Here is a 15,676-nt window from a genome sequence, read left to right on the forward strand (position 1 = left end):
CAAAGTAAAAAAGACCTTGTATATTACAAGGCCTTTTGCAAGCTTCCTTTATTTTGTAGTAAATACATATTATAATACAACCCTTGCTCACTCAGTAACTCTTGATGTGTTCCCCTTTCTACTATCTCTCCATCATGCATAACGAATATTTGATCTGCATCTTGAATTGTAGATAACCTGTGAGCAATCGCTATCGTCGTTCTACCTTTTCTCATTTGCTGCAACGCTGTTTGAATAGCCTCTTCTGTTTCTGTATCGATATTAGCTGTTGCCTCATCTAATACTAACACTTTCGGATTAGTTGCTATCGTTCTAGCAAAAGCAATTAATTGTCGTTGACCACTAGAAAATGCAGCTCCTCTTTCTACTACTTCTGTTTCATACTGCTTTGGTAATTTTTCAATAAACGTATTGGCTTGCACAAATTGCGCAGCTTCTTTTACTTCTTCATCTGTAATTTCTTCATTGTACATACGAATATTTTGCTTTACATTTCCTGCAAATAAAAATGCATCTTGCAATACGAGTCCTATTCTCTTTCTAATTTCTTGTTCTTCAAATTTCTCTAAATCTACACCGTCTATTACAATGTTTCCCGACTTAATATTATAAAATCGCATTAGTAAATTCATAATGGTACTTTTTCCGCTACCAGTATGCCCAACAAAAGCAACCGTTTGCCCTTGTTTCACATGAAAAGATACATTTTTTAAAACATCACGCTTTCCATCATACGAAAAAGTAACATTTTTAAATTCAATATCTCCATTAACTACTTGAGGATTCCCATCCCCTTTTTGAACCGGCGCTAAATCTTTCTCATCTATTAAATGAAATACACGTGATGATGAAACAAGTGCCTGTTGGAAAAATGATAATTTCATCATCATCTCATTTACAGGTTGGAAGAAACGATGAATATAGTTAACAAACGCATATAAAACTCCTACTTCAACGGGACTCTTTAAAGCGTCAATTCCGAATAAACTAAGTACTAATGCAATTGCTACAATATGAACTAAATCCGTTGCTGGACGTAAAAGTAATGCGTCTAACTTTAACGTGCGTCGTCCTGCACTATAATGTTTATTATTCACCTCTTCAAATTCTTTTCTCATACGTTTTTCTTGTCTGAATACTTGAACAATATTCATTCCTTGAATGGACTCATTTAACTTCGCATTTAATACGCTTAATTGATTACGTACTTCTAAATAAAAAGCTGCACTTTTCCGGCGATATAGCACCATAATAGCAAACATAATTGGAATTAATATAAGAGAAAATAGTGCTAATTTTACATCTAATAAAAACATCGCCACTAAAATCCCTACTAAAAACACTACATTTTTTACAAATGTTGATAGTACACTTACATAAAAATCCTTAATCGCTTCCGTATCATTTGTTATGCGAGATACGAGTGTACCTATCGGCGTACGATCAAAGAAACTTAATGACAATTTTTGAACGTGTTCATACACTTCAACTCGCATATCTTGAACAATCTTAAAAGCTATATTTTGAAAGTACAATAAATCTAAATACGTAAATAATACTTTTAATAAATGTGCAATTATATACACTACAAATAGAGTAACAAGTGCTGATTGATCAAAGTTACGCGGTACTAAATGTTCATCAAGAAATTGTTTAATTAAAAAAGGACCCATCATTTCAGTTACAGTTGCACCAACTAGGAATAAAAATGCTAATGCTAATAACCTTTTATATGGTCTCATATAAGAAAGTAATCTCCTTAAATCACTCCGCTTTTTCTCAGCCATCATACGCCTCCTTTCTCTACTAACGCCTCTAGTTGCTGGCTTTCGTACATTTCTTTATACCAACCATTTTCTCCCATCAATTGTTCATGTGTTCCTCGTTGCACTACCGCTCCTTCATCAATCACAAGAATAATGTTTGCATGCTGAATTGCACTTAAACGGTGTGCAGTAATAATCGTCGTTTTTTCTGCTCTTTCCCGTTTCAATGCGGATAATATAGTTTCTTCTGTTTTTGCATCGACAGCTGATAAACAATCATCTAAAATTAAAATTTCAGCATTCGTTAATAAAGCACGCGCAATTGAAATCCGCTGTTTTTGACCTCCCGATAGTGAAACACCTCTTTCACCTACTACCGTATCATACCCTTCTGAAAATTGAACGATATCATTATGAATACAAGCAATTTCAGCAGCACGCGCAATTTCTTTATATGTAGCATCGACCTTTCCGAATGCAATGTTCTCTCCAATACTCGCTGAAAATAAAAAATGATCTTGCGGCACGTATGAAATTGCAGAACGTACACCATGAAGTGTTACATCTCGAATATCCCGCTCACCAACTTTTAATTCACCATTAAAATGATCATATTCTCGAATTAAACATTTTAACAACGTCGTCTTCCCTGCACCGGTACGTCCCACAATACCTAGCGTTTCACCTTTTCTTAAATTAACATAAATATCTTTTAAGTTTAATAGTTCATTTTTCTTATAAGAAAATGAATCAATAGCAAATGAAACATCACCACTTGCTATAGTATTTATAGCGTTTTCCTTATTTACTACATCTGAAGTTTGTGAAAGTATTTTCTCCACACGATCATACGAAGCGCGTCCACGTTCCATAATATTAAACAACCATCCAAAAGCTAACATTGGCCATACAAGAGTCCCTAAGTATGTTGTAAACGTTACTAGCTCTCCTACAGTTAATTCGCCCCGTACTACTAATAAAGATCCGTAACAAACTGCGATTAAAAACGAAAACCCGACAATAAGTGCAATCGTTGGATCGAATAACGAGTCAATACGCGCGACTAACATATTTTTATGTACGACATCTTCTGATTTCTTCCGAAATGCTTCCAAATCCTCTTTCTCTTGTCCAAGCGAGCGAATCACCTTCATCCCACTCATACTTTCTTGTACTTTATCATTGATTTCAGAAAACGATTGCTGCGCTTTATGAAATCTTCTATGCAATAAAGTTCCATAATAATTTGTAGAAATCGCTACAATTGGCATCGGAATTAAACTTAATAATGTCAACTTCCAACTAATTGTAAACCCCATCGCCACAAGTACACATCCTCCAACTGCTAATGAGTCAACAAGTGTTAAAACACCCGATCCAGCAGTTTGCTGAATTGCCTGAATATCATTGGTCGCATGCGCCATCAAATCGCCTGTACGACGTGATTGATAGAAAGTTGGACTCATCTTTGTAAAATGTTCATATAAATTCTTTCGTAATTGACGGGCTAATTTTAAAGAAGATCCAAAAATCATAATACGCCACAAATAACGCAATATGTACATAGTAATTCCTACAACAACTAACAGAATAACCCACTTCAACAATTTTTCAGATGTTAATGTTCCATTATTAATTTCATCTACTACAATACCTAGTACTTTCGGGGCTACAAGTTCAAGAAGCGCGACACCAAATAACATAATAATCCCAATTATGTACGCTCGTTTTTCTTGTTTAAAAAACCAAGCTAAATTAAAAAATACTTTCATATTTATCCTCCTCCCTTAAAATGAGCGATGTTTTCAGTTTAACAAAAATACAGAATTTTTAAAAGTTTTAAATACTTTCAAAATCCAATAGGAAAGGGCACTCTTATCGAGTGCCCTTTAGCGCTTATTTTGTTTGTTGCTTGCTCATCGCGCTCATCATTTGATTGATTTTCTTTTGGGAAGGTTTTTGTCCCATTTGCATCATCATCATTTTTAACATTTGTTCATTAATTGGTGGATTTTTTTCTAAGTAGTTCATCATGTATTTGCGGGCAATGAAAAATCCTAACGCCACGCCTGCTACTAGTGCTACTACGCCCACTAGAATACCTAACCAAATTGGCATATATTTTCCTCCTTCATGTTGTCTACCTTACAGTGTACTAAAACCTTTTCAATAAGACAAGATAGAATTCGACATTTTTTACACATATGTTCGTACTTGTTTTAAAGGATTCAACCATCCGTACTTTGTATTTTCATAATCCATAGCTAAAAATGTTAGTTCACACTTTCTTAACACCTCAAAGAAAGTCGTTTCCATAGAGACATTTCCAGAGGTATCCATGCGAATATAGTGTGGTTTCACTATTATTTCGCCATATTCCGCTCCCGTAAAAAGTGTATGCGTATGATGTGTTCTATCATATTTACCAAGAACACGCAAAGCTTGCTCTAATTTATGATGAATTTTCATTACTTGTAATGGCATCGTTATATACATCATTTGTTTATATAACACTTTTTTCTCCGAAAGGGACCCAGATTCTGAAAATCTAGCAAATAAATCAAAAAACAAATATTCACGACCAAAATAAGCTTTCGCAATATCCTCTTGAATTAAATACAATTCATACGTTTTCATTTTCAGCCTCCCAATCTGGACAACCTTTTCTCTTCATTATATAGAAGAAAATTTGCAATGATTGTCTGACTGCGGAGAGATAAAAAACTTTTTCTGTCGAAAAAACTCATTTACATAGAAAAACCTCTCCATGCCGGAGAGATTTTTCTAAAATCATTAAAGCATTTCTTTTACTTTACGAACAACGTTCTCTACAGTAAATCCATACTCTTCCATAATCTTCTCACCAGGAGCAGAAGCACCGAATGTATCGATACCTAACACATCTCCTTCAAGACCTACGTAACGGTGCCATCCGAATGTAGCACCCATTTCGATTGCGAAACGTTTTGTTACTGCTTTTGGTAATACAGATTCTTTGTACTCAGCAGTTTGAGCTTCAAAGCGATCCATAGATGGCATGCTGACAACAGCTGCGTCAACGCCGTCTACTGCTAACGCTTTTTGTGCTTCAACAGCTAGACTTACTTCAGATCCAGATGCAAGTAAAATTACATCAGCTGTTTCTTTCTTGCTTGCAGAAACTACATATGCACCTTTTGCAACTTTTTCATACGTATCTTCTTTTGCGCCTTCTAATGTTGGAAGATCTTGACGAGTTAATACTAAAGCAGTTGGCGTTTTTGTAGATTCTAAAGCTAATCTCCAAGCCGCAACAGATTCGTTACCGTCAGCTGGACGAATAACAGATACATTTGGCATTGCACGAAGCGCTGCTAATTGCTCAACTGGCTCATGTGTTGGACCGTCTTCACCAACAGCGATACTGTCGTGTGTGAATACATACGTTACTGGCAATTGCATTAATGCTGCAAGACGAATTGCTGGACGTAAGTAGTCAGAGAATACGAAGAACGTACCACCGTAAGTTTTTAAACCACCATGTAGTGCAATACCGTTCATTGCTGCACCCATTGCGAATTCACGTACACCGTACCAAATGTTTTTACCGCTGTAATCTTCTCTTGTAAAGTCTTTTTCGTTATTCATGTATGTTTTGTTAGAACCAGCAAGGTCAGCAGATCCACCGAAGAATGATGGTACAGACTCTGCAATTGCATTAATTACAGCACCTGAAGAATTACGTGTTGCTGCTTTTGATCCTAATTCATAAGTTGGTAAGCTTTGTTCCCAACCTTCTGGAAGAAGACCGTTCATTGCTGCTTGCAGTTCGTTTGCTAATTCTGGATATGCTTGTGCATATTCACCTAACATCGTGTTCCAAGCTGCTTGCGCTGTTTCACCAACATCTTGTACTGTTTTACGGAAGTTGTCATATACTTCTTCTGCTACATGGAAGTCTTGTTCAGCAGTCCAAGCGTATGCTTCTTTCGTTAATTTTGTTTCGTCTACACCAAGTGGAGAACCGTGTGAAGCTGATTTTCCTGATTTGTTTGGAGAACCGAAACCAATTGTCGTTCTTACTTCAATTAGCGTTGGGCGTTTTTCGTCAGCTTTCGCTTCTTCAATTGCTTTCGCGATTGCTTCAATATCGTTTCCATCCTCAACACGGATTACTTGCCATCCGTATGCTTTGTAACGATCTTCTACACTTTCAGAGAATGAACGATTTAAATCGCCATCTAATGAAATATCGTTTGAATCGTAAAGCACAACAAGACGACCTAATTGTAAATGAGCAGCTAATGAAGATGCTTCAGCAGAAACGCCTTCCATTAAATCTCCATCACCACAAATAGCGTATGTATGATGATCTACTACATTATACGCATCACGGTTATATTTAGCCGCTAAATGTCTTTCAGCCATTGCCATACCTACAGCAGTTGCAATACCTTGTCCAAGTGGACCAGTAGTTGCGTCTACACCTGCAGTATGACCGTACTCAGGATGTCCTGGAGTTTTACTTCCCCATTGACGGAAGTTCTTTAAGTCATCCATTGTTACATCATAACCAGATAGGTGAAGTAGGCTGTATAATAACATTGAACCATGACCTGCAGATAATACGAAACGATCGCGGTTAAACCACGTTGGGTTATTTGGATTATGTTTCATAAATTGAGTCCATAATGTATAAGCCATTGGTGCTGCACCCATTGGCATTCCTGGGTGACCAGAGTTTGCTTTTTCAATCGCATCGATGGATAATGTGCGAATCGTGTTGATAGAAAGTTGTTCGATTGAATGTGACATGCTATTCTTCCCTTCGCTTATATTAGTAAACGTTTTATACATTTATATGATAGCTTCCCACGCAAGATTATACAACATGTATCGACAAATATGTTGATGTTTTTTTGATTTTTTATAAAAAAACCAATGATTTCGGGAATGTATGGGTATTCAATATGACATACTTTTTTATTGTTTTTATTTTAAAAAGAAAGGGAATTATCTGTATATTTATACAAACGTACAGACTTCTTTTAATAAACACTTAAAAAGACAAAAAAGCATCTGACTTCGATGCTTTTAAAATCCGTTAAACAATCCGTTTTCGAATCGAACTTGAAATAAAATCGATTATAATTACCATTAGAATGATGCCCAATAAAATAATTCCCACACGAGACCAATTCCGTGAACTTAATGCAAAAATTAATGGCGTACCAATACCACCTGCTCCAATTACACCTAAAATCGCAGCGGATCGCACATTAATTTCGAACCTGTATAACGTATACGATAGAAAATCTGGTAACACTTGTGGTAATACCGCATACCAAAGTATTTGAAACCGATTTGCACCTGTTGATATTAACGCCTCGGTCGGTCCCTTATCTATATTTTCAATTCCTTCCGAATGTAGTTTCCCTAACATTCCGATAGAGTGTAACCCTAAAGCTAGAACTCCGGCAAAAGAGCCTGGCCCAACAGCTTTTATAAATAAAAGAGCCATAACTAATTCAGGAAATGTACGAACAAAACTAAGTACAAATTTCCCAGCACCTGAAGTTAATTTTCCACTACTCATATTCGTTGCCGCCCAAAAAGCAAATGGAACAGATAAAAAGGCAGAAATAAATGTACCTAATATTGCAATTGCCAACGTATCAATCAAACCATGTAATAAATCTTCACCATCAGGCAAAGATACATACGACCAATCTGGGTTCAACACGCCTGTCATAATTGCTTTTGTAATTTCTCCCGCTGTATTTTTTATTCCCTCGAGTGGGACACCTGAAAAGGCCCATACATATATAACTGTTAGTGCTATAAAAATAATCCAGCGATTTACACTCGGTTTCTTCGGTTTTGGTACGATTATCGTCGTTTTACTCATTATAATTTCTCCCGCAACAATGTACTTATATAATCAATTAACAATACAACAACAAGGGTATAAATAATAATGGAAGCAGTTTGTTGATATTGTAAAAATCCAAGTGTACGATCATAATATAAACCAATGCCACCTGCTCCTACTAAACCTAGAACAGCTGCGGCACGTACATTCACCTCAAATGTATAAAGTACGTAGGAAACAAAGTGCGCTTTCACTTGCGGAATGACCCCATAAACAATCCATTGCACCTTATTCGCTCCTACAGCTGTCATCGCTTCTAATGGACCTGGATCAATTGATTCAATTGACTCATACAATAATTTCGCTACGAGCCCAACCGAGAAACAAGTAAGAGCCAAAATACCTGGAAGTGGTCCTATTCCAAAAATCGCTACAAAAATAGCCGCTAATAATAAATCTGGTATCGTTCGTATAAAATTTAAAATCAATCGAGCTGGAATGTACAAAAATACACTAGTAAATACATTACTTGCTGCAAATAGTGCAAGTGGAATGGCTAAAATCGCTCCTAAAGTCGTTCCAATAATCGCCATGCGTATTGTATCTAACATTGCTGTTGTAATAACTTGAAAATAACTCCAATCTGGTGGCACCATTTCCTTCAATAAATCCATCATATTTGGAAAACCAACTACTAGTTTTGAAAATGATGCGTCGACCTGTACACTACTACACCACAACAGTAAAATAACTAGAATAACCGTTAACATATGTTTCAATTTACTCGGCGGCTTCGGTATTGATTTCGAATATATCGTCACGTCATTCATTTAGCTGCCACCTCTAATAGTGAGCTTTTCTGAGCTACGTCCCCATAAATTTCAGCAAATTTTTCATCCGTTGCCTCATCTACTACACCATCAAAAACAATTTCACCTGCATGTAATCCAATAATGCGTGTAGCATATTGCCTCGCTAAATCAATAGAATGTAAGTTTACAATTGTCGTAATTCCAAAATCTTCATTAATTTTTTTCAAATCATCCATTACTTGCTTTGTTGTCAGTGGGTCTAACGAAGCAACAGGCTCATCTGCCAATATAATTTTCGCTTCTTGTGCCAATGCTCTAGCAATCGATACACGTTGCTGTTGTCCTCCTGATAATTCATCTGCTCGTTCATATGCTTTTTCTAAAATATTTACCCTGTTCAAAGCCTGAAATGCAAGTTCCAAATCTTCCTTCGGAAACAAGCCTAACGTTGTACGTAATGTCGAATGATATCCAACACGCCCGGCTAATACATTCTTCAGTACCGTGGATCGCTTTACAAGGTTAAAGCTTTGAAAAATCATACCAATATCTCGGCGCATGCGTCGTAACTCTTTGCCTTTTGCAGCAGTAATAGACTCACCTTCAATAATAATTTCTCCTTCTGTAATCTCATGAAGGCGATTTACTGATCTGAGGAGTGTAGATTTTCCAGCCCCAGATAGCCCGACCATTACAACAAATTCACCTTTTTGAATTTTTAAATTTATGTTTTTCAATCCTTTCGTACCATTTGGATACACTTTGGAGACATTTTGAAACTCTATCACACATCTTACCTACCTTCTATGTATTATCAATAACTGAAAAACGGCAAACTAACTGAAATCACACACTTTCCAGTTAGTCGCCATTTCCATATGTATTATTGTGTTTTCACTTTCTTTCCATAGTCACGAACGATATCAAATTTACTATCATCAGATTTCACATATCCTTCGTGTGAGTATACCTCTTTAATGATTTTGTGCCCTTCTTCATTCTTTCCTATTTCAATGAAAGCATCTTGTAATTTCTTGCTCCACTCCGCATCTAAATCAGAACGTACAGAAATCGTATCGTTTGGAATTTTCTCCGTAAATTTTACTATTTTCGTTTGATCGAATATATTCGGATAATCTTTTTTTACAATATTACGAGCATCTTGGAATACAACAGCTGCATCAATATCACCATTTAAAAGAGCAATAAGTGACTGATCATGACCTTTTAATGTAACAGGTTTCACATCCTTTAGCGGATCGACTCCCTCTTTTAACAATACAGCTGCAGGCCATACATACCCTGCTGATGATGTTACATCTTGATAACCAATTTTTTTACCCTTTAATTCTTTTACACTGTTAATATTAGAATCTTTCTTAACAACAAACTCTGATTTATAAAAATCTACTAAGTCCTTTGTGGGAGCTCCAGTTTCATCATCTACCCCAAAACGTTGCGCCTGTAATATTACGTTTGCAGCCTTTTTCTCATGCGCTAACACATACGCTGTTGGAGGTAAAAATCCTACATCTACTTGTTTTGATGCCATAGCTTCTACAATTGTATTGTAATTCGTTGAAATACTAACTTTTACCGGAATGTTTAATTTATCACTTAATAGTTTTTCCAATGGTTTTGCTTTTGCCTCTAACGTATCTGCATTTTGAGAAGGAACAAATTGAACATTTAACGTCTTCGGTACATAACCTTTTTTCGTATCCTCATTTTTACTTGCACTTGATTCCTTCGTTCCACAGCCACTTAATAACCCCGCTGCTAGTACAACTGTTGTGCTCATTGCAAAAACTTTTTTCAACATGTGAATGCCTCCATTTTTCGTTGTTATAAAATAACCTTCCGTAAACATGAAGAAATATATCACATATTTTTACAAACAATTACTTATTTACATAATCTTTACACATTCTATACATTCTCATTAAAATTCTTTTCATATATTTGATATGATTAATTGAAAGATAACAATAGAAAAGGTGAATGGTATTGAATCAAAATCAAATTGTAACTTTAAATATTTTATTAACAAGCGATGTACATGGTACTGTGTATCCAATTCACTACCAAGATAACTCCAAAGCAGAAATTGGTTTAGCTAAAATTTCTACTCTTATAAAAAAAGAACGTTCCAAAAATACAAACGTTCTTTTAGTTGATAACGGTGATTTCATACAAGGAACACCATTAACTTATCATTACGCTACATACGAAAAAGATAAGAAAAATCCAATGTCCTTATTGGCCAACTATTTAAATTATGATGCTGCAATTATCGGCAATCATGAATTTAATTATGGAATGGATATATTAAATCATGCTGTAGAAACTGCAAACTTCCCGTACTTATCAGCAAACATTTTAGATAAAAACATAAAAGAACCTTATTTCGGGAAACCTTATATAATAAAACATATTGAATCAAATATAAAAATTGCTATTTTAGGGGCAACAACACATTACATCCCGAATTGGGAACAGGCCCATCATATTAAAGATTTACTATTTGAAGATGCATTAGAAACAATAAAAAAGTGGGTTCCTTACATCCGTAAACATGAGCAGCCCGATTTACTAGTCGTAGCCTATCACGGGGGATTTGAACGCGATTTTCAAACAGGAGTACCGACTGAAGTTTTAACAGGTGAAAACCAAGGATACGCAATGTATGATGAAATTGATGGTATAGATATTTTACTAACAGGCCACCAACACCGAGAAATTGCTCAAACTTTAGATAATGGTGTAACAATTTTACAGACCGGATGCAATGGACACTCCGTTGGAAAGGTAAAAGTAATATTCGAAAAAACAGAACAAACATGGGTAAAGAAAAATAGTTACGCACAATTATTGCCTGTGCAAGGAATCGAGGCCGACAAAGATGTTCTTTCCTTGGTCGCCGATTATGAAGAGAAAACACAAAAATGGCTTGATCAGCCTATTGGCATCATTCATGGAGACATGCGAATTTCAGATGCTATGCAAACTCGTTTGCAAGACCATCCTTTTATTGAATTCATAAATAAAATCCAGATGGATATAGCTAACGTTTCTATTTCTTGTACAAGTTTGTTTCATAATACATCTCCAGGATTCCCGAAACATGTCACAATGCGGGATATCGTTTCCAATTATATTTACCCAAACACATTAAAAGTTATTCGAGTGACTGGAGCCGATATAAAAGATGCTCTCGAACTTTCTGCTTCTTATTTCACATTAAATAAAGTTGGAGATATAATTGTTAATCCTGCATTCATAGAACCAAAACCTGCGCATTATAATTACGATATGTGGGAAGGGATTTCGTATGTATTAAACATTTCAAAACCAATTGGTGAAAGAGTAGAGTCTTTACAGTATAAAGGCGCTACACTCGATATAAATGAAGAATATGACGTTGTTATGAATAATTATCGAGCAAACGGCGGAGGGAACTTCTTCATGTTTCAAAATAAACCAGTAATAAAAGATATTCCAACAGATATGTCTGAACTTATTGCTAACTATATATTGAAGCATAAAAGAATAGAAGCAACGAGAAATAACAACTGGAAAGTTATTAAATAACAAATAAAAAAAGATGGGCTTCGCCCATCTTTTAATTTAATTTTGCATTATCTTGCTTTTTTAAAGCTTTTAATTTCGCTGGTGTAACATCTGTACCTTCTTCGTTAACGACTTTAATTCCTTTAAGTTCGTTTAACATATTTTGACGAAATCCTTTTAAATATTGTTCTCGTAGCGATTGACGCTCACGTTGTTCTTCTTCAGTTAAACCTTCAGCTTTTGCTTTTTTCGCTAAGAAGTTAATGCGTTCAACGAGTTCGTGATTAAGCATCTCGAATCCCCCTTCTAATCAAAACTGATTATTATCATACAATAGTTACTCTTCTTTATCAAGCAATTGCTTTGTATATTCTACGTATCTACGATGTACAGTCGCTTTTGAAACATTATGACCAAATCCACGAAGCGTTGCCGCAATTTCTTCGAAAGTGAGTTCACTCTTGCGCAAACGTACAATTTCCTCAATTGGCACTTCTTTTTTCTCTCGCCCTACGCTTAAATGACGATTTTTTAAATTATTTTCTGGCCGATAGCCTTTTTCTACCGCGCGTTGCATACCACGTTTAATTTTCAAGTTATGAATCTTTCTTTGATATTCTTCAACAATACTAATTATATCTAATACCATCGAATCAGAATCCGACAATTGTAATTCACCATTATGCGTATGTGTATATACTTTTATTCCCTCTTTATGTAAACAATGCATTAATGCAATCTTCGCATTCCCTCTACCAAGACGTGTTTCATCTTGTATTAGAAGTACATCAACTTGTTCATCTCGAATTGTATCTAATACTTCTAATATGCCATCACGTTCAATTGTATAGCCACTAGCCTGTTCCTCAATCACTTTTGTCACATTCATTTCATAGCGCTCAGCTAAATGCAATAATTCATCCTTTTGACGCAATAACGATGTTTCTTGTGCTTCTTTTGTTGTACTCACACGTGCATAAACAATTGCATTCATTTTGAACCCTTCTTTCTCGCTATATTTTCTCTCTAGTGTATCACAAATCTCCCTTTTGTTCGAACTTATGTTTGTAGAATGTTTTTTCGCATGTTATACTTATTAATAAGAAAAACGAAAGAAAACGAGGTGTTAGAAAACATGGAAAAGTTAACGAAACGCCAGCAAGACATTCTCGACTTTATTAAGCTAAAAGTACAAGAAAAAGGATATCCACCTTCCGTACGTGAAATCGGTCAAGCAGTCGGCCTCGCTTCTAGCTCTACAGTGCACGGACATTTATCACGACTAGAAGAAAAGGGCTATATCCGACGCGATCCAACAAAACCACGAGCAATCGAAATTTTAGGCGATGACCGAATGGCTACAGAAACACAATCTGTTATTCAAGTTCCAATCGTCGGAAAAGTTACTGCCGGTTTACCGATTACAGCAGTCGAAAGTGTAGAAGAGCACTTCCCACTTCCAGCTAGTATCGTTTCTGGATCAGATCAAGTATTTATGTTACGTATTTCTGGAGATAGCATGATTGAAGCTGGTATCTTTGATGGAGATTTAGTTGTTGTCCGCCAACAACAATCTGCATACAACGGTGAAATTGTCGTTGCCTTAACAGAGGATAACGAAGCAACTGTTAAACGTTTCTATAAAGAAAAAGACCACTTCCGTCTACAGCCGGAAAACTCTTCATTAGAACCTATCATTTTAAAACAAGTGTCAGTTATTGGAAAAGTAATTGGCGTATATCGTGATTTACATTAAAAATAATAAAAGAAGATAATTCCCTTATTTATATAGGGAATTATCTTCTTTTATATATTGGTAGATTTTAATTCATTCCAAAAAACTCGAATGAATCTATCTTCTCATCTATTATTAACGTGTTTCTATCGTAACATCTCCAGCAGCCGTTTTGCCGCTAATCTTTTTACTCCCATTACCAATTGTTACGTTTTTATTTTCCTCATTAAAAATTGTCACATCTCCAGCAGGAGTTTGCCCAGTTATTACTGCATCTTTTGGTTTTTCCGATAAAGTAATAGTTATATCTCCAGCAGTTGAGCTTGCCTCTACATCATACTTAGGATCATGATCCATAATATATACATCCCCACTAGTCGTTTTTGCTGTTACTTTCCCCATAACCTTTTTAAAGTTCACCTCACCAGCTTTTGTAGATCCCTCTACGTTCTTAGCTGTTACATACTTCAAATCCACTTCTCCTGCCAGCGTTCCAACATTTACGCGGTCACTTTTCACATCACTTATTTCTATTTGTCCAGCTGCTGAATGTACTTTGATCTCTTGGTAAGAACGTTCTGGTACAAATATAGTCAATGTAGACGTTTGAAATCCGAAATTGTAAAAGGAAAAATCAAACGAAACATCTTTTTTTCTTTCCCCAATAACTTTTAATGTGTCACCATCTTCAGTAATACGAATTTCTTGTTTACTTACATCTCCTGTTTGCTTTACATAAAAAGAGGCATCCGGAGATTTTTGGACGACAATATCCCCAGCACCTAACTTAACTTCTATATTTTTTAACGTTTCGTTTTTAATTACGTCTTCTTTATCGCCTTTTTCTGCAGTTTGCACTGCTTTTTCATATGTTTGTGAAATCCCTATTACTCCAATAATGATACAAGCGATAGCTACTAACAATATTTTTTTCATCATCTACTCCCCTTTTATCATTTTGAAGTTCCATATCACATAACGTACGCACAATCTTTTAAACCACTTCGTACTATAATACGCTATCATACATAACAACAAACCTACTCCAACAAATGTTATACTAACGAAAAGATCCAACCATATAAAAGTGCCCATAAATACTTTTACGATAACGAAAAATGGTGTCACTACACTAGCAATCCCACCGACCCAAAAAGAAAATATAAAACCGATAATTGCAACTAAAGGGCCTAACACGATAATAAAATTAAATAAACTAAGTCCAATCGCCGCCATGACAGCTCTTGTAACATTTGAAGTCGATGGATCTTTTTTCATTTCATCGAAACGATACATCGCAAGTAATTCTTTTGCAATTACTTTAGGAGAACCAAGTCCTTTTATTATTTCTAATTCAGTTTTCCCCTCTTCTATCCCAAACTGAAAGTGCTCTTCATAATCAAATAAAATATCTTTCCTCTCTTCTTCCGGTAACTTTCTAAGCTGATTCGATAATTCTCTAAGGAATTGTTCTTTATTCATCCCAATTCACCCCTTCAATAATTTCTTGTACCCCTTTCGCAAAATCACTCCACTCTGTTACTAACAAATGAAGTTGCGTCTCCCCTTGCTCTGTTAGCTGATAATATTTACGAGGCGGTCCTTCCGTGGACTCTTTTAAATACGTTTGAAAATATCCCTCTTTCGTTAAACGACGTAATAATGGATATACTGAACCTTCCGATATTAAAAATTTATTTGAAATTTGCTGTACAAGTTCATAACCGTAACTATCTTTACGTTTCACAAGTGCCAAAACACATAGCTCTAACACACCTTTTTTAAACTGAACGTTCAAATGTAATCCTCCTTTCTTAGTTCAGTACTGTTCAATACACGGTACTAGGTATATCCATAATATACCACTTGGTACTATTTATTGCAAGGTACTTGTTTATATGTATTCACTGACTTTAAAAACGCGCAAATAAAATCCCGAATA

General features: G+C 35.6%; 16 protein-coding genes. 2 read left to right on the top strand and 14 right to left on the bottom strand.

Translation table 11 applies throughout. From position 1 onward, the window contains the following. Window positions 1-23: 23 nt before the first annotated feature. The 9 genes from MHH42_RS18135 to MHH42_RS18175 form a co-directional block, all read right to left on the bottom strand. Window positions 24-1,787, bottom strand: coding sequence for an ABC transporter ATP-binding protein (locus tag MHH42_RS18135; protein WP_340893742.1), 1,764 nt, complete (start codon window positions 1,785-1,787; stop codon window positions 24-26). Beyond that, a complete protein-coding gene (locus MHH42_RS18140) occupies window positions 1,787-3,538 on the bottom strand; it encodes an ABC transporter transmembrane domain-containing protein (RefSeq protein WP_000862305.1) in 1,752 nt (583 codons plus the stop codon). Before MHH42_RS18140 ends, MHH42_RS18135 begins: the two co-directional genes overlap by 1 nt. A gap of 124 nt (window positions 3,539-3,662) precedes the next feature. Continuing rightward, on the bottom strand, window positions 3,663-3,884 hold the full coding sequence (locus MHH42_RS18145; protein ID WP_001123316.1) for a YneF family protein: 222 nt from the start codon (window positions 3,882-3,884) through the stop codon (window positions 3,663-3,665). Window positions 3,885-3,962: 78 nt separating this feature from the next. Then, window positions 3,963-4,403 carry a sporulation inhibitor of replication protein SirA gene (sirA, locus tag MHH42_RS18150; RefSeq protein ID WP_000860637.1) on the bottom strand — a complete coding sequence of 147 codons (441 nt, stop codon included), beginning with the start codon at window positions 4,401-4,403 and terminating at the stop codon, window positions 3,963-3,965. 156 nt (window positions 4,404-4,559) lie between these two features. After that, window positions 4,560-6,560: a transketolase gene (tkt, locus tag MHH42_RS18155; protein WP_000019759.1), complete on the bottom strand. Its 2,001-nt coding sequence runs from the start codon at window positions 6,558-6,560 to the stop codon at window positions 4,560-4,562. Between the two features lie 289 nt (window positions 6,561-6,849). Next, complete coding sequence (gene phnE / locus MHH42_RS18160) at window positions 6,850-7,653, bottom strand: phosphonate ABC transporter, permease protein PhnE (protein ID WP_340893746.1); 804 nt, start codon at window positions 7,651-7,653, stop codon at window positions 6,850-6,852. Then, entirely contained in the window at window positions 7,653-8,447 is a 795-nt protein-coding gene (gene phnE, locus MHH42_RS18165) for a phosphonate ABC transporter, permease protein PhnE (protein WP_070173635.1), read from the bottom strand. The genes phnE (MHH42_RS18160) and phnE (MHH42_RS18165) overlap by 1 nt, the downstream gene beginning before the upstream one ends. Then, a complete protein-coding gene (gene phnC / locus MHH42_RS18170) occupies window positions 8,444-9,217 on the bottom strand; it encodes a phosphonate ABC transporter ATP-binding protein (RefSeq protein WP_070173636.1) in 774 nt (257 codons plus the stop codon). Before phnC ends, phnE (MHH42_RS18165) begins: the two co-directional genes overlap by 4 nt. Window positions 9,218-9,312: 95 nt before the next feature. After that, window positions 9,313-10,251 (bottom strand): phosphate/phosphite/phosphonate ABC transporter substrate-binding protein, encoded by a 939-nt coding sequence (locus MHH42_RS18175; RefSeq protein WP_070173637.1) that lies wholly within the window; start codon window positions 10,249-10,251, stop codon window positions 9,313-9,315. A 185-nt stretch (window positions 10,252-10,436) separates the two neighbouring features. Between MHH42_RS18175 and MHH42_RS18180 the strand changes: the two genes are divergently transcribed. Further along, entirely contained in the window at window positions 10,437-12,020 is a 1,584-nt protein-coding gene (locus tag MHH42_RS18180) for a bifunctional metallophosphatase/5'-nucleotidase (protein ID WP_097837399.1), read from the top strand. A gap of 31 nt (window positions 12,021-12,051) precedes the next feature. Here the strand turns inward: MHH42_RS18180 and MHH42_RS18185 are convergent, their stop codons facing one another. Together MHH42_RS18185 and MHH42_RS18190 are read right to left on the bottom strand one after the other, a co-directional pair. Beyond that, window positions 12,052-12,291, bottom strand: coding sequence for a DUF896 domain-containing protein (locus tag MHH42_RS18185; RefSeq protein WP_000931861.1), 240 nt, complete (start codon window positions 12,289-12,291; stop codon window positions 12,052-12,054). A gap of 45 nt (window positions 12,292-12,336) precedes the next feature. Beyond that, complete coding sequence (locus MHH42_RS18190; RefSeq protein ID WP_000991794.1) at window positions 12,337-12,993, bottom strand: YneB family resolvase-like protein; 657 nt, start codon at window positions 12,991-12,993, stop codon at window positions 12,337-12,339. Between the two features lie 141 nt (window positions 12,994-13,134). Between MHH42_RS18190 and lexA the strand changes: the two genes are divergently transcribed. Then, the gene (gene lexA, locus MHH42_RS18195; protein WP_070173655.1) at window positions 13,135-13,755 is read left to right on the top strand and encodes a transcriptional repressor LexA; all 621 of its coding nucleotides are present in this window, start codon (window positions 13,135-13,137) and stop codon (window positions 13,753-13,755) included. 114 nt (window positions 13,756-13,869) lie between these two features. Here the strand turns inward: lexA and MHH42_RS18200 are convergent, their stop codons facing one another. The 3 genes from MHH42_RS18200 to MHH42_RS18210 are packed head-to-tail and all read right to left on the bottom strand — an operon-like array spanning window position 13,870 to window position 15,532. Continuing rightward, window positions 13,870-14,673 (bottom strand): DUF4097 family beta strand repeat-containing protein, encoded by an 804-nt coding sequence (locus MHH42_RS18200; protein ID WP_070173639.1) that lies wholly within the window; start codon window positions 14,671-14,673, stop codon window positions 13,870-13,872. Continuing rightward, complete coding sequence (locus MHH42_RS18205; protein WP_001031393.1) at window positions 14,674-15,216, bottom strand: DUF1700 domain-containing protein; 543 nt, start codon at window positions 15,214-15,216, stop codon at window positions 14,674-14,676. It lies immediately after the preceding gene. Beyond that, complete coding sequence (locus tag MHH42_RS18210; RefSeq protein ID WP_001102631.1) at window positions 15,209-15,532, bottom strand: PadR family transcriptional regulator; 324 nt, start codon at window positions 15,530-15,532, stop codon at window positions 15,209-15,211. The genes MHH42_RS18205 and MHH42_RS18210 overlap by 8 nt, the downstream gene beginning before the upstream one ends. Window positions 15,533-15,676: the final 144 nt, after the last annotated feature.

Origin of the sequence: Bacillus sp. FSL L8-0099, from assembly GCF_038006385.1 — a bacterium.
GTDB classification, from domain to species: domain Bacteria; phylum Bacillota; class Bacilli; order Bacillales; family Bacillaceae_G; genus Bacillus_A; species Bacillus_A toyonensis.